Genomic DNA, 21826 nt, shown 5'->3' with positions numbered 1-21826 from the left:
AGCGGTGGTGTGGCCTTCGCGAGCAGAGGGCTCGCCGCAACCCACCGCTCCCACACCCCAACGTAATTCAGGTACAATTCCCGGCTATTTTTCGTTGGGCGTCCGGCCCGCAGCCTTTTTGAGTGTTGACCCGTGAGTGATTTGAGTCATATCCGCAATTTCTCCATCATCGCCCACATCGATCACGGCAAGTCGACCCTCGCCGATCGGTTCATCCAGATGTGCGGCGGCCTGGCCGACCGTGAAATGGAGGCCCAGGTGCTGGACTCCATGGACCTGGAGCGTGAGCGCGGGATCACCATCAAGGCGCACAGCGTTACGCTGCACTACAAGGCGCAGGACGGCAAAACCTATCAGCTGAACTTCATCGACACCCCGGGCCACGTCGACTTCACCTACGAAGTCAGCCGTTCGCTTGCGGCCTGCGAAGGTGCGCTGCTGGTGGTGGATGCGGGGCAGGGCGTCGAAGCCCAGTCCGTGGCCAACTGCTACACCGCCATCGAGCAAGGCCTGGAAGTCATGCCTGTGCTGAACAAGATGGACCTGCCGCAGGCCGATCCGGACAAGGTCAAGGACGAGATCGAGAAGATCATCGGCATCGACGCCACCGACGCCGTGGCCTGCAGCGCCAAGAGCGGCATGGGCGTCATCGACGTGCTCGAACGCCTGGTGCAGACCATTCCAGCCCCTACCGGCGATATCGAAGCACCGTTGCAGGCGTTGATCATCGACTCCTGGTTCGACAACTACCTGGGCGTTGTCTCGCTGGTACGCGTGCGCCATGGCCGGGTGAAGAAGGGCGACAAGATTCTGGTCAAGTCCACCGGCAAGGTGCACCTGGTCGACAGCGTCGGCGTCTTCACGCCCAAGCACACCGCCACCGCCGACCTCAAAGCCGGCGAGGTGGGCTTCATCATCGGCAGCATCAAGGACATCCACGGCGCGCCGGTCGGCGACACCCTGACCCTGAGCAGCACGCCCGATGTCGCCGTACTGCCGGGCTTCAAGCGCATTCAGCCGCAGGTCTACGCCGGGCTGTTCCCGGTAAGCTCGGAAGACTTCGAAGATTTCCGCGACGCCCTGCAGAAGCTGACTCTCAACGATTCCTCGCTGCAATACCTGCCGGAAAGCTCCGATGCCTTGGGCTTCGGTTTCCGCTGCGGGTTCCTTGGCATGCTGCACATGGAGATCATCCAGGAGCGCCTGGAGCGCGAGTACGACCTGGACCTGATCACCACGGCGCCGAGCGTGATCTTCGAAGTGGTCATGAAGACCGGTGAAACCATTTATGTCGACAACCCGTCGAAGCTTCCGGACGCCTCATCCGTCGAAGACTTCCGCGAGCCTATCGTCTCGGCGACGATTCTTGTGCCTCAAGAGCACCTGGGCAACGTCATTACCCTGTGCATCGAGAAGCGCGGCGTCCAGCGCGACATGCAATTCCTCGGCAGCCAGGTTCAGGTTCGCTACGACCTGCCGATGAATGAAGTGGTGCTGGACTTCTTCGACCGCCTGAAATCCACCAGCCGTGGCTATGCCTCGCTGGACTACCATTTCGAGCGTTACCAGTCGGCCAACCTGGTCAAGCTGGATGTGTTGATCAACGGCGACAAGGTCGATGCCCTGGCGCTGATCGTGCACCGCGACAACGCGGCCTACAAGGGCCGTGCATTGACCGAAAAAATGAAGGAGCTGATCCCTCGGCAGATGTTCGATGTGGCAATCCAGGCCGCCATTGGCGGACAGGTCATTGCCCGGACCACTGTCAAGGCACTCAGAAAGAACGTACTGGCCAAGTGCTACGGTGGCGACGTGAGCCGTAAACGCAAGCTGTTGGAGAAACAGAAGGCTGGTAAGAAACGCATGAAGCAGGTCGGCAACGTGGAAATTCCACAGGAAGCCTTCCTTGCTGTGCTCAGGTTGGAATAGTCGAGTCCTATGTCACTAAATTTCCCGCTGTTGCTGGTTATCGCCGTAGCCGTTTGCGGTCTGCTGGCCTTGCTTGATCTGGTCGTCCTGGCGCCACGACGACGGGCTGCGATCGCCACCTACGAGGGCAGCGTCAGCCAGCCCGAGCCGGCGGTGGTCGAGCGCCTGGACAAGGAACCGCTGCTGGTCGAGTACGGCAAGTCGTTCTTCCCGGTGCTGTTCATCGTGCTGGTATTGCGCTCGTTTCTGGTCGAGCCTTTCCAGATTCCTTCGGGCTCGATGATCCCGACCCTGGAAGTGGGTGATTTCATCCTCGTGAACAAGTTCTCCTACGGCATTCGCCTGCCGGTGGTAGACAAGAAGATCATCGAGGTCAACGATCCCAAGCGCGGCGACGTCATGGTGTTCCGCTACCCCAGCGATCCCAACGTCAATTACATCAAGCGCGTGATCGGCTTGCCGGGTGACCAGATTCGCTACACCTCGAACAAGCAGCTGTACGTCAACGGTGAATTGATCGCCCGGCAACTGGTCGGCAGCGAACCGGGCAGCCTGGGCAGCGCGGAGTTGTACAAGGAAAAGCTGGGCGAAGTCGAGCACGTGATTCGCCAGGAGATGTCTCGCTATCGCGCGCCGCCCGACAGCCAGTGGACGGTGCCTTCCGGGCACTACTTCATGATGGGCGACAACCGCGACAACTCGAACGACAGCCGTTACTGGGACGATCCGTCGATTCCCAAGGAACTGCTGGGCATGGTCCCCGACCAGAACATCGTCGGCAAAGCCTTTGCCATCTGGATGAGCTGGCCCGAACCCAAGCTCAGCCACCTGCCCAACTTCTCGCGAGTCGGGCTGATCAAGTAGCGCCGCCGGCGCCGTCCACGGACGGCGCCGATCGTTTTCCGAGGTGTCCAGCATGAACGCAGTGAAGTCTCAGCAAGGCATGTCCATCGTTGGCTGGTTGCTGACGCTGGCGGTGATCGCGTTCGTGGCCAGCACGGCTTTCAAGCTGGTGCCGCACTACATGGACTACCGGACGCTGACCCAGGCCATCGAGTCGGCCGGTGCCGACAAGTCCACCCGGGTCGATACGGTGGGTGAATTCTATGGCCACGTCAGCCGGGCCATGCAGGTCAACAATATTCAGGATCTGGATTTGAACAAGGTTTTAAGCATCACCGAGGCGGGCAACGCATTCAAGGCGCACCTCAAGTACGAAAAGCGTGAGCCACTGATCCAGAATCTGGACGTGGTGGTGAAGTTCGATCGTGAGTTCAGCGTGGTCAAGCCGTGACCGCTTCCCTGGGCCGCCTCGAACGCCAGCTGGGCTACACTTTCAAGGACCAGGACCTGATGGTGCTGGCACTGACTCATCGCAGCTTCGCCGGGCGCAATAACGAGCGCCTCGAGTTTCTGGGTGATGCCATCCTCAATTTCGTCGCTGGCGAGGCGCTTTTCGAGCGCTTTCCGCAAGCCCGTGAAGGCCAGTTGTCACGCCTGCGCGCGCGTCTGGTCAAAGGTGAAACCCTGGCCATACTGGCCCGCGGCTTCGATCTGGGCGATTACCTGCGCCTGGGCTCGGGCGAGTTGAAGAGTGGTGGTTTCCGCCGCGAATCGATTCTGGCCGATGCCCTCGAAGCACTGATCGGGGCTATCTACCTGGACACCGGCATGGATGCAGCGCGTGATCGCGTGCTGGCCTGGCTGGAAGGGCAGTTCGAAGGGCTGACGCTGGTCGATACCAACAAAGATCCCAAGACCCGCCTGCAGGAGTTCCTGCAGTCGCGCGGTGCTGAACTGCCGCGCTATGAAGTGGTGGATATCCAGGGCGACCCGCACTGCCGACAGTTCTTCGTCGAGTGTGAAGTCGTCCTTCTGAATGAGAAAAGCCGGGGCCAGGGCGTCAGCCGTCGCATCGCCGAACAGGTGGCCGCCGCGTCTGCCCTGATCGCCCTGGGCGTGGAGAATGGCAATGACTGATGCACCCGTTACCCGTTGTGGCTATGTAGCCATCGTCGGCCGCCCGAATGTCGGCAAGTCGACGTTGCTCAACCACATTCTGGGGCAGAAGCTGGCGATCACGTCGCGCAAGCCGCAGACCACTCGCCACAACATGCTGGGCATCAAGACCGAGGGCGAGATCCAGGCCGTCTATGTCGACACCCCGGGCATGCACAAGGGCAATGAAAAAGCCCTGAACCGCTACATGAACAAGACCGCCTCGGCGGCGTTGAAAGACGTCGACGTAGTGATCTTCGTGGTCGACCGCACCAAGTGGACGGACGAAGACCAATTGGTTCTGGAGCGAGTGCAATACGTCCAGGGGCCGGTGATCCTGGCCATCAACAAGACCGACCGCATCGAGGACAAGGCTGAGCTGATGCCGCACCTGGCCTGGCTGCAGGAGCAACTGCCGAACGCCGAGATCGTGCCGATTTCCGCGCAGCACGGGCACAACCTGGAAGCGCTGGAGAAAGTCATTGCCGGGCATCTGCCGGAGAATGAGCATTTCTTCCCCGAAGACCAGATCACCGACCGCAGCAGCCGGTTCCTCGCTGCCGAACTGGTGCGCGAGAAGATCATGCGCCAGCTGGGTGCCGAGCTGCCGTACCAGATCACCGTCGAGATCGAGGAATTCAAGCAGCAGGGCAAGACGCTGCATATCCATGCCTTGATCCTCGTCGAGCGTGATGGCCAGAAGAAAATCATCATTGGTGACAAGGGCGAGCGTATCAAGCGCATCGGCATGGAAGCGCGCAAGGACATGGAGGTGCTGTTCGACTCCAAGGTCATGCTCAATCTGTGGGTGAAAGTGAAGGGCGGCTGGTCCGATGACGAGCGTGCGTTGCGTTCGCTGGGGTATAACGACCAGTAATCCACAGCTTGGCCTCGCGTTGGCCTTTTCGCGGCCACTGACCGCTCCCACGGGGCAGCACATCGCAGGGCATGCGCGATGTCTGTGGGAGCGGGCTTGCGCGTAAGGCGGCGAAGAGGCCCGTCCAGATACCCGCCAACCCCGAGTCGCCCACATGTCGACCACCCCAACGCCACAACCCGCCTACGTCCTGCACTCGCGTGCCTATCGCGAAACCAGTGCCCTCGTCGATTTCCTCACCCCCCAGGGCCGCCTGCGCGCCGTGCTGCGTAACGCGCGCGGCAAGGCGGGCACCCTGGCGCGTCCGTTCGTGCCGCTGGAAGTCGAGTTTCGCGGCAAGGGCGAACTCAAGAACGTTTCGCGCATGGAATCTGCCGGGGTGGCGGTGTGGATGCTCGGTGACGCGCTGTTCAGCGGCCTGTACCTGAACGAGCTGATCATCCGCCTGTTGCCCAGTGAAGACCCCCATCCCCAGCTGTTCGATCATTATGCCGCCACCCTTCAGGCACTCGGCGCAGGGCGCGCGCTGGAGCCTTTGCTGCGCTCCTTCGAGTGGCGTCTGCTGGATCAGCTGGGGTATGGCTTCGCGTTGGACGTCGACGTCAATGGTGAGCCTGTGGCGGTCGATGGCTTGTACCGCTTGCTGGTGGATGCTGGCCTGGAACGGGTCGAGCTGTTGCAGCCAGGGCTGTTCCAGGGCGCCGAGTTGCTGGCCATGGCCCAGGCCAGTTGGGAAACACCAGGTGCGCTGGCCGCAGCCAAGCGCCTGATGCGCCAAGCCCTGGCGGTGCACCTGGGCGGTCGCCCGCTGGTCAGCCGCGAGCTGTTTCGCAAGCCCTGACCAACACGTATGCTGTGGGCCTGGATTTATCGGAGAGTTCTCGTGAATACCTGTAACCGCATTCTGCTGGGCGTCAACATCGACCACGTGGCGACCCTGCGTCAGGCCCGTGGCACGCGCTATCCCGACCCGGTCAAGGCCGCGCTCGACGCCGAGGAAGCCGGAGCCGACGGCATCACCGTGCACCTGCGGGAAGACCGCCGGCACATCCAGCCGCGCGACGTGCTGCTGCTCAAGGACGTGTTGCAGACGCGGATGAATTTCGAAATGGGCGTCACCGAGGCCATGCTGACCTTTGCCGAGCAGATTCGCCCGGCTCACGTCTGCCTGGTGCCCGAAACCCGCGAGGAGCTGACCACCGAAGGTGGTCTGGATGTCGCCGGTCAGGAAGCCAAGATCAGGGCTGCGGTCGAGCGGTTGAGCAAGCTGGGCTGCGAGGTATCGCTGTTCATCGACGCCGACGAACGCCAGATCGAGGCTTCGAAGCGCATCGGTGCGCCGGCGATCGAACTGCATACCGGCCGCTACGCCGACGCCCAGACCCCGACCGATGTTGCCAATGAACTGCAGCGAATCGTCGACGGCGTAGCCTTCGGTCTGGGCCATGGGCTGATCGTCAATGCCGGCCATGGCCTGCACTATCACAACGTCGAGCCGGTGGCCGCGATTCGCGGGGTCAACGAGCTGAACATCGGTCACGCGCTGGTGGCCCACGCGTTGTTCGTGGGCTTCAAGGCTGCGGTGGCAGAGATGAAGGCATTGATTGAGGCGGCAAGCAGGCGCTAGTCGCCCAGTCGTTGCAGATAGTCTTCCACCAGCCTCGCCCAGCACGCGGCGCCCAAGGGAATCACGGCGTCGTTGAAGTCATAGTGGTCGTTGTGCACCGAGCAGCCATTGAACGAACCGGTGCCGTTCCCCAGGACGAAATAGCAGCCTGGACGCTCGTTCAGCATCCAGGCGAAGTCCTCGCTGCCCATCAGGCGCACCGGCATCTGCTCCAGTACATTGTCCGCACCCAATACCGCGCAGGCTGCGGCATGCACACGTGCGGTTTCGTCGGGTGCATTGACCAGCACCGGTGCCAGCAACCGGTATTCGATGCGCGCGGTGACGCCGAAGCTGGCTGCCTGCCCCTGCACGATTTCGCGGATACGCTGCTCCACCTTCTCGCGTACGGCAGGCGTTGCGGTACGCACCCCGAGCATCAATGTGGCGGTCTCTGGAATGACGTTGTACACGGTACCGGCGCGGACTTTACCCACACTCACCACCGCAGCGTCGCTGGTCGAAAGGTTGCGTGAAACGACGGTTTGCAATGCGGAAATGATGCCTGCCAGCGCCGGTATCGGATCAATGGCCCGTTCCGGCATGGCGCCGTGGCCACCCCTGCCTGTCAGGGTAATCTGCACTTCCTCCGAAGACGCCATGAAGGCTCCGGGCTGAACCACGGCCACGCCGACCGGCAAGCCGGGCATGTTGTGAAAGGCATAGACTGAGTCGCACGGAAACCTGTCGAACAGACCTGCATCCAGCATCATCCGCGCGCCCGTCAACCCTTCCTCGTCAGGCTGGAAAATCAAGTTCAAGGTGCCTTCGAATCGACCCTGGGTCGCCAGGTGCTCTGCCGCCGCCAGCAGGGTGGCGGTATGGCCATCGTGCCCGCAAGCATGCATGCGACCTGGGCGCTCGCTCGCCCACGGCAGGCCGTTGCGCTCCACGATGGGCAACGCATCCATGTCCGCCCGGATGCCCAACGTACGTGCGGATCGCCCGCGCCTGAGTACGCCCACTACGCCTTTGCCCACGTCGGTATGGACTTCATAACCCCATGCGGCAAGCCGCTCGGCCACTATTGCCGCCGTGCGACAGGTGTCGGTTCCCAGCTCGGGGTGACGGTGAATGTCCTGGCGCAGTGCCGCAAACCGTGTGGCAGTGTCGAGCAGGTGTGGGTGAACCGTGGGCTCGCTCATGGGCATCTCCCTCTGTCTTGCAGTGTATTGAACGATCAGTCGCGGCCGGGGTGCTCTGGCAGCAGACGCAGGGCGCACAGGCTGAGCGCCACGGTGGCCACCAGGTACAGCGCCGGGGTCAATGGGTTGCCGGTGACGTTGATCAGCCATGTCACCAGCAGCGGTGAGAACCCGCCGAACAGTGTCACGCTGACGCTGTAGATGATCGACATGCCGGTCACCCGCTGGTGCCGGGGGAATGCTTCGAGCAGCATGGCCATGCTCGGCGCCAGTCCGATCGCCATCGGCAGAATCAACAGGATGATGGCCACGATGCACAGCAGAATGTTCTCGTGGCTCAAGAGCATGAATGCCGGGTAGACCGTCAGCAGCGCCAGCCCGGTAACCCCATAGAGCAACGGCTTGCGGCGAATGAAACCGTCCGCATAACGGCCGGCGATGGGCGTAACAACGACGAGCAGGGCGCTGGCCAGGCCGACCAGGGCAAATCCCAGGCTCTGCGGGCGGCCAAGTGTCTGGGTCAGGTAGGTGGGCATGTAGTAGACCACCATGTACATGGTCACGGCGGTCGCCGACATCCAGGCAATGCCCAGCAGCAGGGTGCGGCATTGCGCCTTGAGCAACTGCCCCAGCGAGGGTGTACCGGCGGTGGCCGTATGCGTTTCATCCAGGTGCTGGCGGATGAACCAGCCGACCGGGCCGATCAGCAGGCCGATCACGAAGGGGACCCGCCATCCCCAATCGAGCAACGACTCCTGGCTGAGACTGCTGGTCAGCAGCAAGCCCGTGCCCGCACCCAGCAATGCCGCAGCGCCTTGACTGGCGCCCTGCCAACTGACCACGAAGCAACGGTTGTCGGTTCGGCCCGACTCCATCATGAACGCCGACGCGCAACCCACTTCACCGCCGACCGACAGCCCTTGCAGCAGCCGAGCGATCACCAGCAAGACACTGGCACTGATGCCGATACTGGCGTAGGTCGGTGTGAAGGCGATGATTCCGGTACCCACCGTCATCAGGGCAATGGTCAGCGACAGCGCGGCCTTGCGCCCTCGGCGGTCGGCGACCCGACCGATGAGCAACGCACCCAAGGGCCGCATGACGAAGCCGACGGCGAACGTCGCCAGAGACATGAGCAGCGAGGCCATGGGTGAAGAGCCGGGAAAGAACAACTGACCGATGATGACTGCGAAAAAGCTGTACACCGTGAAGTCATAGATCTCCAAGCCATTACCCAGAGAAGACGCGATGATGACCCGGCGCATCTTGTTGGGCTGCGGCGCGGACGTTACATCGCTGACGGGGAGAAGGGAATCGCTGGCAAGAGTGCTCTTCATGGCTGAGGCCTGTACCCGGAATCGTGGTGCGGGCCAGTGTCGGAGATGGGCTCACTCACTGCACATCACATTTAATCAAGGGCTTATGGGTTGGTTGCGAAGGGGTTGACTGTTGATACCGAGGTTAGGTGCGAATGGGGAAGGACTGACCCGTAACAATCCGAATGAGTGACATGGGATGGGAAGGTAAGTAACCACTGGCGGTCGTTACGAGGGTGCTCAGGCCGCCTGGCCAATCAGATACGGGCTCTGGGTCGGGCATTGAGCGACATCGAGTGGCGTTGATTGCATTCGTTGCAAGGCGTTGAGCATCGCTCAAGCCTGGGGGGCGAAAATAGCCTTTTTGGACGCCTGGCGGGTGTGGTTTTGGCCCTGATGGCCGTTCAGGCAAAGCTGGCCTGCAGTTGACTGAACAGCACGCTTGCGGTCCTGGTCAGGTAGGCCTGGTTCACACACACGACATTGACCGAGAAATCGGGGACCGATTCCTGCAGTTGCAGAGTGTGCAGGTACTGGCCCATATCGGTCATGCCTGCCCAGCACGGGCCGAGCGCGCTTTCGCTCACCACCATCACCGCATCGCTTTCGATCAGCATCTTCAGCGCCAGATTCATTGCAGTGCATTCGAACACCTTGGGCGGGCGGCCAAGCGCACTTGCGGTGAACAGTTGGTTGAACTGCGATTGGCTGTCTGCAAGCGGGTCAACACTGATCCATTGGGCCTGCTGCAACAGCCGCAGCGATTTGACGTTGCGTAGCGGGTGATCCTTGCGCACTGCCACACTGCCGGGAATGCGACACAGCGGCTGCCAGTCCAGGCCTACGGCATGGCTCGGCACTTGGGAAGTCAGGGCAAAATCCAGCAGGCCGTCGCGCAGATGCTGCAGCAGCTGGGCGGGGCGCATTTCCAGTACCTTCAGCGCGGTGTTTGGACAGGTTTGCTGGAAACGCAGAAGGGTCTGTTGCAGCGGCGGCAGCAAGGCCGTGACGGGCGTCACCCCCAAGGTGACCTCGCTCACCGTCAGACCCTTCATGTCGTCGATTTCCTGACGCGCTCGCCGTACGCTCTCCAGCGCCTGGCGGGCGTGGGTCAGCATGCGCTGGCCATGCTCGGTCAGGCTCATGCCTTTGTTGGAACGAACCAGAAGCGTCACCCCCAGTTCATGTTCCAGCTCCTTCATCGCCCGGCTCAATGCCGATTGCGTCAGGTGCAGCACGTGCGAAGCGTCTTGCAGGCTCCCGGTTTCATGAATACAGACCAGTGCACGCAGTTGATGCAATTTCATTGTGTGTCGATCTCCCTGACCTGTTCAGATGATCAACCGCACATTGAAGGGAAATCAAGGCGAAAACGGCAGCACACGCTTGTGATGCGTCTGGTCATACGCTTTCACGATAATCGCGTAGGCTTCGTCGCCCACCGGCTCGCCATGAAGGAACGCGTCGATCTGCTGGTAGCTCACGCCATGGGCGTCTTCGTCCGGCTTGCCGGGCCGCAGTTCTTCGAGGTCGGCCGTTGGCACCTTCATCACCAGATTGTCCGGTGCCCCGAGGCGGCGGGCGATGGCGCGCACCTGGTTTTTCACCAGCCCGCTGAGCGGCGCGAGGTCGCACGCCCCGTCACCGAACTTGGTGAAGAAACCCATCACCTTCCTCCCCCCGGAAAAGTGCACAATCAACCGTAAATAAACAGTGGTAGTAGTGCTAGTGCTATGTGCACAATCCACGTTTGCACAACGAAAAAATAATTTAAAATTTTCGCCTACCACCCAGCTTTGCCAGCAATCGAGCCTCGGCATCACCCCTTGATCGGGCATAATGACTCCACTATCACAAGATGCTGCGACATGTCCGGCCTGTCCTTAGATGAGCCACCGAAGCCACGTTGTGCTGCCGCTCAGTCGCCTTCAGCCAACTCGGTAGCGTGTGTCGGATGTCAAATTGCCAAATGAACGACGCTTAGCTGACGGCGCAGAATCTTGTAGATCCCATATCAGGTTTCGGGAGGACCCATGGATCAGCGTTTGAGAGTGGTAATGGCCCAGTTGAACATCCGAGTTGGTGATGTTCATGGCAACGTCGAGAAAATCATCGAAGCAGCTCAGACCGCTCGCGACGACCTCGGCGCACAGGTCATCCTCTTCCCTGAGCTAACCCTTTGCGGCTATCCTCCAGAGGATCTGCTGCTGCGTTCCAGCATGCAGAGCCGCATCGAAAAGGCACTGGCGCGCGTCCGCGAGGCCGCTCGCGGCATCGTCATCGTGATCGGCTTCCCGTGGGTTGAAGATGGCGCTCGCTACAACAGTTGCGCGGTCATCTCCGAAGGCGAAGAGGTTGCCCGCTACTATAAGCAGCGCCTGCCGAACTACCGCGTATTCGATGAGAAGCGCTATTTCGAGTCCGGCAGTGGCCCCTGCGTGGTCAACTTGTTCGGCATCCAAGTCGGTATCACGATCTGCGAGGACATCTGGTTCTCGGAGCCCCTCAAGCAGGCCTGCGACGCTGGCGCCCAGATCATGCTGACGCTCAACGCATCGCCGTTTCATCGCGGCAAGCAAGCGGAGCGTGAAGCTCTGCTGGCCCAGCGGGCCGATGAGTGCTCAATCCCAATGATGTACGTGAACCAAGTCGGCGGCCAAGACGAGTTGGTTTTTGACGGCAATAGTTTTGTCGTGGACGGCAACGGCAAGGTCACCCAGCGCGCTCCAGCGTTTGAAGAGGGTCTGTATGTCACCGACTTCGATTGCACCGACAATTCTCTGGTGCCAGTTCCAGGGACGGTGACAGAGCTGCTGAGCCTGGAAGCCAGCGTGTACCAGGCGCTGGTGAGTGGCGTGAAAGACTACGTGCATCGCAATGGCTTTAAAGGCGTTGTACTGGGCCTTTCTGGCGGGATCGACTCAGCACTGGTTCTGGCCGTTGCTACTGATGCGCTTGGCGCAGAAAACGTTGAAGCCGTGATGATGCCTTACCACTACACGGCGCAGATGAGCCAAGACGACGCGAGGGAAGAAGCTGATATCCTTGGGGTGAAGTACAGCGTTCTGCCAATAGCACCCATGGTCGAAGCGTTCCTTTCTACGCTAGCGCCAATGTTCGAAGGGCTGGGCAAGGACACCACGGAGGAGAACCTCCAGGCCCGGTGTCGTGGCACGATGTTGATGGCTATCTCCAACAAGAAGCGCTACTTGGTGCTGACAACCGGCAACAAGAGCGAGATGGCTGTCGGCTACGCGACCCTTTACGGCGATATGGCCGGTGGATTTGACGTCCTGAAGGACGTACCAAAGACGCTGGTATTCAAGCTTTGCGAGTACCGCAATACCCTGGGCTACGTAATTCCGCAGCGCGTCATTGACCGCCCACCGTCAGCCGAGCTGGCACCCGATCAGAAAGACGAAGACTCCCTGCCTCCGTATCCGGTGCTTGATGAGATCCTTCGCCTCTATGTCGAGCAGGACCTGTCTGCCGACGCGATCATCGAGGAAGGATTTGACGCAGAGGTCGTGCGCAGAGTGATCCGCCTTGTTGACCTCAACGAGTACAAACGTCGCCAGGCAGCAGTGGGACCACGGATCACCGAGCGCGGGTTTGGGCGAGATCGCCGCTATCCGATCACTTCGGGCTGGCGTATCGGCGATTGATCTTAAAGGCCAGTTGCTATAGAAATACGAGTGCCTGTAGGAATTAGACTTACGGCATCGCGAAATAGGACCCCCTTCTTTCGTGATGTAGTAAGCGTGTTTTTTTGGCTTACGTACTCCCTCTGGAGTATTGTGTTTCGATTTTTTTGTTAAGGTAACCGGTAGTGTGCTTGTGATCTTCAGTAAGTTTCTTGATCCATACCTTGAGTTTATAACAGGCGCTGCGCGACAGATAAGGGACATAATACGACAATGGTACGTTCACGTCACAGGAAGACTTCAATGAGCAACGAACTGCCTTTTTTTGAGCGCCCTGACCTCTCACCATATTTGGTGCATCTGACTCGGAGGTCTAGCGATAACGGATTTTCAGCTTTTGAGAACTTGATATCTATACTTCTCGATGGACGAATAGAAGGTAGCACAACAAAAAAAGGATTTATCAAGGGGGCCAATCCAGCGGCTTGCTTCATGGACATACCTTTAAATTCACTCAAGTACGTACTGAATCAGGCGAACACAGATCCCGCAAAACCCAGGTATGAGCCTTATGGGATTGTTATTACCAAAAAAACCGCTTATAAAAAGGGATGCCGACCAGTAATTTATCTTTCAGACGCTGAGATGGAGCAACTCGGAATTGCTGAGGATGAAAAATGGCGTGTAGTCCGTTTGGAAAATGTAGATGGTACAGGCGTCAACTGGATTCATGAGAGAGAATGGCGGTGCAAAGGAAGTTTAATTATGCCTGAATCGCCTATTGCCGTTTTAGTCAAAAGCAGTAATGAAGCGGCAAGGCTTCAAAAAGTACTGTCAAAACGCAAGCGCGACTTTGCAAGTATGCCTAACTCAATAATTCCTCTAAGTATTTTGTGCCAAGGCTTACCGTATATGTCGTAATTGCTATAAGATTTTTAAGGTTTTATTTCTTCGCCTAGCTTCTGAACGCGTCTGTCCGACGCGATTCACTGACCATCAAACGCTGATTTGTAAGCGGCCCGAGATCGTAAGGTCTGACTATCAGAATATACAACTCTCCCTTGTCGAGAAGTTCAGGGTTCTTGCCCTAGCACGGCTGCGTGGCTGGCAGTACTTACAGCTCTATTGGTCGCTATATGTACTGCCTTAAGCTTGGGACGTTAAGTTTTTTCATGTGCTTGCTGTGTGTTTAGTGGTCATGCGTTGGTTTAGTAATGCCGAAAGCTAGAAGCAACTTTTCTCTTTCCTCGTTTTCAATGATCATTCTGCCTAGACTGCTATCAATAATTTTTGAGGCGGAGCTTACCTCTAGTCGGCCGTGCGGGTTAAGAGTGGTGTTGAAAGAATAGAAAGGCATTTTTTCATCTGCATACTCCCTGTTGCTTGCAATAATCGTTTTTATATGGCGCTCGTAATCCTCGCTTACTCTGGGGCCGAATATTATACCGCTTATAAAATTTGTGCCATGGTACAAAATTCTCTGCTTGGGGTTTTCTGGTTTTTTGTCAGACGCAGCCATCCAGTGAGTCTGAACTTCCTCACTCGTGAATAGCCTTAGTTCTTGTTCGTAGCACCAAAATGAGTTTTTTTGTAAAAAAGCCTCCTCCACTTTGGTCTTGCCTTCCGTTGCACACTCAAGGATAGGAATATGTTTATCCGAATCTATGTACTTGACCTCACGCAACGGGTAAATGTCCGCTTGGTCTGACATCAGATGGTGTCTTAGCTTTATAGTAGGTCCTTCAAGTCCGCCATATATCACCACGCAGCCTTTGAAACCATCGGCATAATGGGCCCACATCATTGGGTCAAGAGCGCTCTTTGAGAACGAAACACTATAGAGCTGATGGTTTACTGCCCTAGCAAGAAGTTCTGTAATTATAAGAACGCACCAATCGACGCGATTTTTTTTCGATGACTGCTCTGCGAAATCAGATTCGTTTGATGCGGGACTGTCAATGATCGAGCGCTCAAATAAATCCTTCAAGTCAGGTTCTCTGCTTTGGATTATTTCTCGTATCGAACCGGTCAATGAGTCCACTGTTACGTTTTTGAATAAAGTGTTAAGCTCATTTATTAATAGTTCGTCATGTGCGGATATGTGGTGAAGGATATTCCATGCGGGACTGATTGGTTTAAGCGATAGTAAATTTTTCCAGAGAGAAGGGCTGTCTTCAAAATAGTAGGTGGCTTTAAGGTCGTTAGGATCGTTTAGCTCATGATTTGCTGAAAAATACAACTCGTTGTAGCGAATCGATTTTTCAAAATATATATTCGGTCTGTAATATTTAAAAATAGGCATGAAAAACTCTTTAATGGTGGTGTTCTTAGCTATAAAAAGATATTAAGCCTTGACTGGTTGGGTTGAAGTTTTCAGAAAAGATTGATTCCTTTTATATAAAGAATTATCTGTTCTTTATGTAAGAATTGGGTTCGCGTCTCATCCAGTCGTACTATGAGATTAGATGTGATTTCATAGTAGTTGCCTTCAATCATTTTCGCTTCCTTTTCCAATGTCAACGATGAGGGTGTTGAATGCCCTTCAATGGCATTTAAGATCGTGTCGACGTCTGATGCTGTGATTGAGCCAACAAAAAATCCGTCTTTGAGAAATATTTCAATTTTCCTGCTTTGATTTTTCAAAGCTCAAACCTTTATTTAGTGTCGCAGTTTTAATTTTAAAATGTTGGGCTGAACTCCCAATAAGCTGTTATCACACATCGCGATAAGTTGGGATTTGGCCCTCACCCCTTCTGATGTTTTCCTCGGTTTTTATCCTTATAAGCACAAATTTTGAGCTGGTAGCCCTGTGCCATCAATCTGTCGACAGTGAGTGTGCGGCCAGCCCGCGAGTTTGACTCCTGCACTAGGGACAGTCCGAGACGCACATACAGAACGCTTTCTGCATCAGCAAGGATTTCCAGACGGTTGTGATTCCTCTATCAAATCAGCTCTCCTCGGCGACTCTTAAGGCGTAGCTAGGCCGACTCCAGCCGGTCATGGAGATCATGTGCACTTGTCAAGTCGAGTGCAAATGGGTGGTTAAGTCCATGCAGTCACTCAAATAGGGCTGCTTTTTTTGTCATATCCGCCAACGATCCTCGTCGCTCATGTCTCGCCCTTGTGTTCAACTCGAATAAACCGCCAATCGAGTGCAGCGCCTGTTCGGCCAACCGGCTTTAACTCGGCACGTGCAGATCGAAAAACCTGGGTCATGCAGCCGGTTTCGGTCATGCCTTTCTCGAGTCCGGCGTTGTAGCCAGCAAAGTCATCGCACACCAGCTTACTGTTCCCAAGCTCAGTGGTCGGCATTCAATTGATCCTTCAACTTGTAGCACAAGAATAGCCCCATCCAAGGGGCATGCACCTAATCAAGAAGTGGGCGGGGAAACTCGAATTCCGAGTAACCAGCGAACGTAATCCCAGATTAAGTACCGGTTCCTAGGCCAATGCCAATGCCATGGCCAGCTCCCATAGTGGGGATGTCTGAAAACCTCTTCATGCTTGAAATGTACGCCGAGGCTCGTGCCCCCAACCATCAGTAGATGTACGCCTTTCTGATAATTGGCTGTTTTTACAACATCGCTTGCGAGGTCCACTTCTACAGTTTTATGTGGATGATACGGGGAAACATCCGGTACACACTGCACATACATCTGTGCATCGAACGTAGAGGCTGATCCAATTTCCCAAGAGTGCTGAGAACCATGGTGAGGTACCTGTACGGCAGCTAGCCGGATCCAGCGATGCTCGCCGAAATGTCTCCGCATCGAACTGGAGGTGGCAGAATCGACTTTCAAGTCGCCGAGCATCAGTGAGGCCGAAACGCATACACATCTTGGTTGCCCATTTCTCGAACATCTGGCACATAGGTCTTCAGAGAAAGTGACAAGGCGGCTCATCAGGCAAAGCGATATGTTGTTGCGAGCAATCCCTGAAGAGCCGAAATGTCTGTCGTAAATTTTTCGCAGCTCTTCTCGCCAATTTGGTTTGGGCTTCCCTCCGGGCACGCCAATTCTATAACGCTTGACTATGTCTTCTATCTCCACCTCGACTTGCGTCAAGGCTACTTTAGAGCGACGAGCGGCTCGCTCACCCTTGCTGTTGACGACACTTACATCCGGCTGGTCGGAGTTGTAAAACATGAACTCGATGCCACCCCCCACTGCGCTGAACGGCGTCGAATGGCTGAGCGTTGCCATTGCATGATCATCGGCGTTGCTCGGGGCCGTGCTTGGCTGCACTTTCTCATTTAGGTCGGTGGATTTACCATTGCTGAGCGGCCGATAGCGCTCCAAAATCGGGCGGTATTCTCCGTCTCCCTCCACGTTGTCCCCCTCTTTGGGGAACGGTCTAGGTTCGCCCGGTATCTCATCCGGATTTCCTTGGTCATCGGGGGGAGGGCCGCCATTCACCTGCAAAACTGTTTCAACCTGCTGGCTCAGCCCGCGTGATGCGAGCCACTTGGTAGGTGCGATTTGAAAGAGTGCAGTTGAGTCTGAGCATGGGCCACCGACCAAGCCGGCTGCCTGAGCTAGCCTGGCGGGGAGATCAAGGAAGGGGAGCGCAAGCCACTTTACAGACCAAGTCTCTAGAAATAGCTCCACACCGTTGACGTGGTCGTCGTCGAAGTGTGACAGAACCAATAAATCGAATCTTTTGGTCTTGCTTTCGATGAGGTAGCGGCCAGATTCAGACAGGTCGCGGATAGCTGCACTAGTCAGAGTTCTTCGTTTCGACCCACAGTCATAAGCCCAAGTGAAGGAGGCTTCACCAGTAGGAGACCATGCTACACCAGTAAGAAAAGTGCCATGCCCCACTGGGTGAAAAAATTGGCTAGCTGCTACTTCCATGGTTTCCCTACCTGCAATTGGTTCAGATGCTCATTGGGCCGGTGTAAGCTCATCCGATATAATGACAGACATTAAGAGCGAACCAAGGATGGGTCAATAGAACAGCCGATTTACGTGTGTACCATGCGAAGCGGCGCCAGGAATTGGGGCTGCTGAAGTCATAGACTACAGCTTTAATTGCTGAGAACGGTGTGGCGTAGGAAGCCCAAACCCGCACCGGCGTTTCGTCGGCGTGAACAATTCGCTGCGCCAGAACGGCTTCTCGAAAGGCATCAATCAGCGGCTGAAGCTGTTCGCCGGTTTGTCCTACCCATTGAGCACGTGTGAAACGCGGTGTGGCTAAGCCGCGTCAGCATGCCCTTGAGATAAGCTAACGGATCTTAACCATTCAGCCGCCCAGAGTGGACAAGGCTGTGGGACTGGAGCGTCCATATGAGGCTCCGGCCGGGCTTGAGCGCCCCCACCACGGAGCCTCCAGCGCTTGCGCTGCTATAACCTCCGTCGCAGAAGGTGCCAAGTGGGCGAGGGTGTTGATCAGCCTTTCAATCATCCTAGAAAGAACATTGAATCGCGAATGTTAGCCTCCAAATAGTTTCTTGCGCTGTTCAGTCCTTTCTCCGCGCAGTTTTTGATATGCAGACCGCCTCTTCGCTGCATCTCCAACCAGCTGTAAAGTCAAAGCAATATCACCTAGCAATTCCTCCCGAGTGGGCAGCGGCAACTGGCGCTCGCCTGGGGTGTCGTGGGCTTCGGTAGCCTCACAGGCCCTACCGTAGATTCCCAATAATTGCTCCCATTCTACTAAAGGGTGCCCAATAACTGCGCCAAACGCCTCTACGCTCACAATGTCGCTGAAAGGTTGAACCGTATTGTTCATGAACACCTCGCGAATTGCGCGCTCAATCGTGCCCCTTAGACTTGAGTAGCCTGCTGCAATTTCTCGTTCGAGATTATCGTCCGGGTAGCTATCGTCAAACGCATTCAAAGCGGTTGTTCGGTCTCGTAGGTCAGCCAATCGAGCTTTGGTATCCATCGCGGCCCAGGTCAAGCCCTCGCTTACCAGCCCTGGCGATTCGTCCCAGCCGACGGTCTTGTAGCTTGCCGAGCGATCAGAGTGCTGGAGAGCCATGGCAAGCTCAGTCAAGAACACCGCATCGTGTGTGAAAACTAGTACTTGGCGAGTCTCAGAGAGCATGACCAATCGCCGCGCAATAGCGCGCCGATATGAGTGGTCCAGCGAGGTAGAAGGATCATCGAATATTACGGTAGATGTATGGGGCAAGGATTCGAGTTCAGCGAGGAACATGGCCATACCTAACGCCCGCTGCTCTCCTTCGGATAGAACCCTGGATGCTTTGGTGGTGATGTCTTTTAGACGCAGCGTAACTTTTGTCACCCCAAGCTCAGTGCGCCCGCTCAGATCAGGTTGCACCCTGCGCTTGTACCCTAGCGCTTTCAGTTCATCATTCATTGTTGCGGCTAAGGCCTCGGTCACATGCGCCCCGGCCAATTGGGTGAGCTTGCGAGAGACGGTGGCTGGATTCAGAGCACTGTGGCAACGACTCAAGGTGGCGTGCGTCTGGCTATCCTGAATAAATCGTTCCACTGTGGCTAATTGATCTGATAGCCGCTGCCGAGATTCTAACTCTGCAAGTTCTTTGGTTAGAGCGAGACGAACGTCTGGGTCGGCGGACGCTCGAAGAGTCGCTGCATCCGCACGTAGCGAGGCAGCCTTGAGCGCTAATTCAGCATTCAGATTTATCTCTTGAGGTATTGGTTCAGCACCAGGAGGTAAATCCCCGTCTTGCAGAGCCTTGCTCACCCAGGAGTGCCTAACGCTCCAGACGGAGGCTGCGGCAGTAAGAGCACTGTGTAAATCCGGAAGCCGCTCTGCGAGTTCAGATAGCGTAGGAGCGTCCATGATAGTGAGATTCACTGCGTTTACTTTCCGCAGCGCAGCTAAACGTGCATTGTTAGCGGTCTGCGCATCAGCAGTTGCGCTATCTGAAACGAATTCTGCGAAACGGAGCATACGCTCCACTGCATCTTCTGAGTAAGGCTGCTGACACAGCACACATCGTGAGTCCGGCTCCAAGTGAGGAAAATGAAGTCCAGGGTATGCCAACTGCTGAGAAAATGATTCGGCTGCGCGGTACAGCGTTTGCCAAAGCACATCTCCAGTGCCAGGCAAGAGTGATGCGCAATGCGAATCAGAAGTTAGAATATCGGTAATTTCTTCTGATGGGACGGGCCCACGGAGGCGGGCTTGCGCTAACTGCATCGCCATATGAGATGCTTTCTCGGTAGCAATGAGTTCCTTCACCCGCCCAACTGCTCGGTCGCTAACCCAAGGCTGGACTTGCTCAACCCGAGCTTGAGCCTGATCCAGTCGTGTGGCTAAACGTTCAAAGGCTGCTATTTGGGGGCTGGAATCAGTCTCCAATAAATTCTGCTTCAGAAATTGAAGCCTTCGAAGCTCAGCTTCGCCAAGCGTTCCCAAGCGAGCTAGGTCTTCATAGCTTGAATCAGCACCGAGCGCATTGATGTATCGACCTACCGCAGTATTTCCTTTCAGAGATTCAAACTGCGTGGCATTTAGCACCAAAGCATTGCGCTCTCCTCCGATTCGAGCCTGCAAGTCGCGCTGAAGTAGCACCAAGCGGGTGAGCTGGGTCAGCCCGTATGGTTGAAATGCCGGGATGCCTTCAGCATCAATGTAGTCGGCGGCACAGGCAACGTCATACACAGAAACCGAACTCAGATGTGGATGCGCTGGTTCGCTCTGAACCCATCGGGCCGTAGCCGCAACACCATCCACCAGAATAGAAAACTCTCCAGATGGAGCCCGACCAGAACTTACCGTGTTGAAGGCATTGGGCAGTACGTCAACACGATGCCGAGCTTTGCATGCGTTTTTGAAGACGCGAGCATAACCAGACTTACCTGCCCCGTTGCTGCCAAATAATACGGTCATACCTTCCGGAACGAGGTCCAGGCTGCGGCCCGATGGGAAACCATTTACCTGATCTAGCCCAGATACCCCAACCAGTCGCACAGTGGCACCGCTACCGGCACCTGGTACGTCAGCTAGCGAAAATAGCGTTGCATCCGGTGAAGCCGAGCCCAGCCTTTCTTCGTCCCGGACCAACTGCAAAACAGCGTCGACGTCATCTTGAGATAGATCTGGCTGGGCGAAAATGCGACGCAATGCATCCTGTTGCCACGTCTTTAGCCCTTGAGCCCATGTAATGATTTCCTCTAGCAGCGACATAGCAATCTCCTTTGCATGAGTCTCCAATTAGAGGTTGCCAGGATGCGAATGGCAAGTGGCCATTCATGAGAAAAGATCGGGCACTGCTATTGCTTCAATTCAGCCAACAGGACTAAGCACGACAATTGACAAACTGCTCGTGGGAGGGGGCCGGAAAAATTACGACTCAAAGATAAATCTCGAATGGATTCCAAACGCCTGTCAATTGAGGCTACAACTGACCGTATTCGCAGGAGAATATTTTTTTGATTTAGAGCGGACGCACCGTCCTATCCACCACCGAATTCGACCCTTAGGGCTTTATAGGCGGAAAGATGGGTCGATGAATCCTGCGACACAAAGCTGCCGCTCAATGTCTCGAATCGTTTGAGGCAGCGGATCTGAAGGCAGCATGAAATGGTTTGCCAGGATCACAGGCACAGCTTCCTTGAGTGTGGCAGTTTCCGTAGTGTTGAGGTCATCGACAAGACTCGGGTGCTCAAATCCGTTGGCCGTGAATCTTCCAAGACTTAGCATTGCGGCGTCCCCCGCTTTTGATAACCGCTGGAGGCTGTTAGTGGGAGTGTTTTTTGAGCCGTACCAACCTGAAACCTGCTGCCTCTGTGGGGCGAAGGGATCACTCACTGGTAAACACAAAATTAAGGCTTCTGCCATGCGAAAAATCTTCGGAGCGGACGGCATGGTCATCGGGAGCTTCGACGAGCAGAGCATCATCTGGAGTTATGATGTGGAAGGGGCAGCAACCTGGCATGGGAGAGAAATTGCTCACTACATCCGAGATATCGATCTCAGAAGATTTGCGCGACCTCTGCCTGCGTGACCTTTACAAACAGGGGTAAAGCCCGAGGGCGAAGACCTCTGCGGTCCTGCGGGAGGGTGTGGAAATAGGGTTGCTTATATATGAAGATTGGGGGCGTCCTCAGGGCTACATTTACGAAATTTTCGTGCTTCCCTCATTCAGGGGGGAAGGGCAGGTGCTTGGATGCTTGAGCAAGCTGAGTGCATTGCACGTGAGCTTGGCTGTACGAGTGTCAAACTGGAGCCAAGATCGTTGGATTGTAGTGGTCTAATGAAACCGGACACCCATTTAGGCGAGAATGCTCGCCACAGAGAGGTGTCTGATGACC

At 56.2% G+C, this 21826-nt stretch carries 16 protein-coding genes and 3 pseudogenes; 9 read left to right on the top strand and 10 right to left on the bottom strand.

Annotated elements, in window-relative coordinates; all coding sequences use genetic code 11:
* The first annotated feature begins 132 nt into the window (after positions 1-132).
* The 7 genes from lepA (at position 133) to pdxJ (ending at position 6431) form a co-directional block, all read left to right on the top strand.
* On the top strand, positions 133-1929 hold the full coding sequence (lepA, locus tag IFT98_RS16215; protein ID WP_122479362.1) for a translation elongation factor 4: 1797 nt from the start codon (positions 133-135) through the stop codon (positions 1927-1929).
* A 9-nt stretch (positions 1930-1938) separates the two neighbouring features.
* Positions 1939-2793, top strand: a complete 855-nt coding sequence (lepB, locus tag IFT98_RS16210) for a signal peptidase I (RefSeq protein WP_192050802.1) — start codon at positions 1939-1941, stop codon at positions 2791-2793.
* A 52-nt stretch (positions 2794-2845) separates the two neighbouring features.
* The gene (locus IFT98_RS16205; RefSeq protein WP_192050803.1) at positions 2846-3223 is read left to right on the top strand and encodes a DUF4845 domain-containing protein; all 378 of its coding nucleotides are present in this window, start codon (positions 2846-2848) and stop codon (positions 3221-3223) included.
* Positions 3220-3909, top strand: coding sequence for a ribonuclease III (gene rnc, locus IFT98_RS16200; RefSeq protein WP_122479360.1), 690 nt, complete (start codon positions 3220-3222; stop codon positions 3907-3909). Before IFT98_RS16205 ends, rnc begins: the two co-directional genes overlap by 4 nt.
* A complete protein-coding gene (gene era, locus IFT98_RS16195) occupies positions 3902-4804 on the top strand; it encodes a GTPase Era (protein ID WP_122797209.1) in 903 nt (300 codons plus the stop codon). The genes rnc and era overlap by 8 nt, the downstream gene beginning before the upstream one ends.
* Positions 4805-4958: 154 nt before the next feature.
* On the top strand, positions 4959-5645 hold the full coding sequence (recO, locus tag IFT98_RS16190) for a DNA repair protein RecO (protein WP_122713328.1): 687 nt from the start codon (positions 4959-4961) through the stop codon (positions 5643-5645).
* 42 nt (positions 5646-5687) lie between these two features.
* Positions 5688-6431, top strand: coding sequence for a pyridoxine 5'-phosphate synthase (gene pdxJ, locus IFT98_RS16185; protein WP_342214175.1), 744 nt, complete (start codon positions 5688-5690; stop codon positions 6429-6431).
* Here pdxJ and IFT98_RS16180 read toward each other — a convergent pair.
* The 4 genes and pseudogenes from IFT98_RS16180 to nadE form a co-directional block, all read right to left on the bottom strand.
* Positions 6428-7615, bottom strand: coding sequence for a M20 aminoacylase family protein (locus IFT98_RS16180; protein ID WP_192050807.1), 1188 nt, complete (start codon positions 7613-7615; stop codon positions 6428-6430). The two genes, pdxJ and IFT98_RS16180, sit on opposite strands and share 4 nt — an antisense overlap.
* Positions 7616-7650: 35 nt before the next feature.
* Positions 7651-8952 (bottom strand): MFS transporter, encoded by a 1302-nt coding sequence (locus tag IFT98_RS16175; protein ID WP_192050808.1) that lies wholly within the window; start codon positions 8950-8952, stop codon positions 7651-7653.
* Between the two features lie 383 nt (positions 8953-9335).
* A complete protein-coding gene (locus IFT98_RS16170; RefSeq protein ID WP_192050810.1) occupies positions 9336-10238 on the bottom strand; it encodes a LysR family transcriptional regulator in 903 nt (300 codons plus the stop codon).
* 54 nt (positions 10239-10292) lie between these two features.
* Positions 10293-10601, bottom strand: a pseudogene (gene nadE / locus IFT98_RS16165) (NAD(+) synthase); the annotation flags it as partial.
* 363 nt (positions 10602-10964) lie between these two features.
* Here nadE and IFT98_RS16160 point away from each other — a divergent pair.
* The gene (locus IFT98_RS16160) at positions 10965-12596 is read left to right on the top strand and encodes an NAD+ synthase (RefSeq protein ID WP_192050812.1); all 1632 of its coding nucleotides are present in this window, start codon (positions 10965-10967) and stop codon (positions 12594-12596) included.
* 282 nt (positions 12597-12878) lie between these two features.
* Positions 12879-13496 (top strand): abortive infection system antitoxin AbiGi family protein, encoded by a 618-nt coding sequence (locus IFT98_RS16155; protein ID WP_192050814.1) that lies wholly within the window; start codon positions 12879-12881, stop codon positions 13494-13496.
* A gap of 268 nt (positions 13497-13764) precedes the next feature.
* Here IFT98_RS16155 and IFT98_RS16150 read toward each other — a convergent pair whose 3' ends face one another.
* The 6 genes and pseudogenes from IFT98_RS16150 to IFT98_RS16125 form a co-directional block, all read right to left on the bottom strand.
* Positions 13765-14877, bottom strand: a complete 1113-nt coding sequence (locus IFT98_RS16150) for a DUF2971 domain-containing protein (protein WP_192050815.1) — start codon at positions 14875-14877, stop codon at positions 13765-13767.
* A 783-nt stretch (positions 14878-15660) separates the two neighbouring features.
* Positions 15661-15866: pseudogene (locus IFT98_RS16145) on the bottom strand (IS66 family transposase); the annotation flags it as partial.
* A gap of 80 nt (positions 15867-15946) precedes the next feature.
* Positions 15947-17428: a hypothetical protein gene (locus IFT98_RS16140; protein ID WP_192050817.1), complete on the bottom strand. Its 1482-nt coding sequence runs from the start codon at positions 17426-17428 to the stop codon at positions 15947-15949.
* A 151-nt stretch (positions 17429-17579) separates the two neighbouring features.
* Positions 17580-17774: pseudogene (locus IFT98_RS16135) on the bottom strand (IS66 family transposase); the annotation flags it as partial.
* 231 nt (positions 17775-18005) lie between these two features.
* Positions 18006-20699: an AAA family ATPase gene (locus tag IFT98_RS16130; protein ID WP_192050818.1), complete on the bottom strand. Its 2694-nt coding sequence runs from the start codon at positions 20697-20699 to the stop codon at positions 18006-18008.
* 300 nt (positions 20700-20999) lie between these two features.
* Positions 21000-21386 (bottom strand): hypothetical protein, encoded by a 387-nt coding sequence (locus IFT98_RS16125; RefSeq protein WP_192050820.1) that lies wholly within the window; start codon positions 21384-21386, stop codon positions 21000-21002.
* Positions 21387-21826: the final 440 nt, after the last annotated feature.

The sequence above is a fragment of the Pseudomonas sp. CFBP 8770 genome (assembly GCF_014841705.1).
GTDB lineage: Bacteria > Pseudomonadota > Gammaproteobacteria > Pseudomonadales > Pseudomonadaceae > Aquipseudomonas.
Note: the sequence above shows the minus strand (reverse complement) of the source record. Positions and strands in the feature narration are given on the sequence as shown.

Coding starts and splice junctions, on each gene's coding strand:
- lepB (WP_192050802.1), top strand. CDS start 1,939: ATGTCACTAAATTTCCCGCTGTTGCTGGTTATCGCCGTAGCCGTTTGC.
- IFT98_RS16205 (WP_192050803.1), top strand. CDS start 2,846: ATGAACGCAGTGAAGTCTCAGCAAGGCATGTCCATCGTTGGCTGGTTG.
- era (WP_122797209.1), top strand. CDS start 3,902: ATGACTGATGCACCCGTTACCCGTTGTGGCTATGTAGCCATCGTCGGC.
- recO (WP_122713328.1), top strand. CDS start 4,959: ATGTCGACCACCCCAACGCCACAACCCGCCTACGTCCTGCACTCGCGT.
- IFT98_RS16180 (WP_192050807.1), bottom strand. CDS start 7,615: ATGAGCGAGCCCACGGTTCACCCACACCTGCTCGACACTGCCACACGG.
- IFT98_RS16175 (WP_192050808.1), bottom strand. CDS start 8,952: ATGAAGAGCACTCTTGCCAGCGATTCCCTTCTCCCCGTCAGCGATGTA.
- IFT98_RS16170 (WP_192050810.1), bottom strand. CDS start 10,238: ATGAAATTGCATCAACTGCGTGCACTGGTCTGTATTCATGAAACCGGG.
- IFT98_RS16160 (WP_192050812.1), top strand. CDS start 10,965: ATGGATCAGCGTTTGAGAGTGGTAATGGCCCAGTTGAACATCCGAGTT.
- IFT98_RS16155 (WP_192050814.1), top strand. CDS start 12,879: ATGAGCAACGAACTGCCTTTTTTTGAGCGCCCTGACCTCTCACCATAT.
- IFT98_RS16150 (WP_192050815.1), bottom strand. CDS start 14,877: ATGCCTATTTTTAAATATTACAGACCGAATATATATTTTGAAAAATCG.
- IFT98_RS16140 (WP_192050817.1), bottom strand. CDS start 17,428: ATGGAAGTAGCAGCTAGCCAATTTTTTCACCCAGTGGGGCATGGCACT.
- IFT98_RS16130 (WP_192050818.1), bottom strand. CDS start 20,699: ATGTCGCTGCTAGAGGAAATCATTACATGGGCTCAAGGGCTAAAGACG.
- IFT98_RS16125 (WP_192050820.1), bottom strand. CDS start 21,386: ATGACCATGCCGTCCGCTCCGAAGATTTTTCGCATGGCAGAAGCCTTA.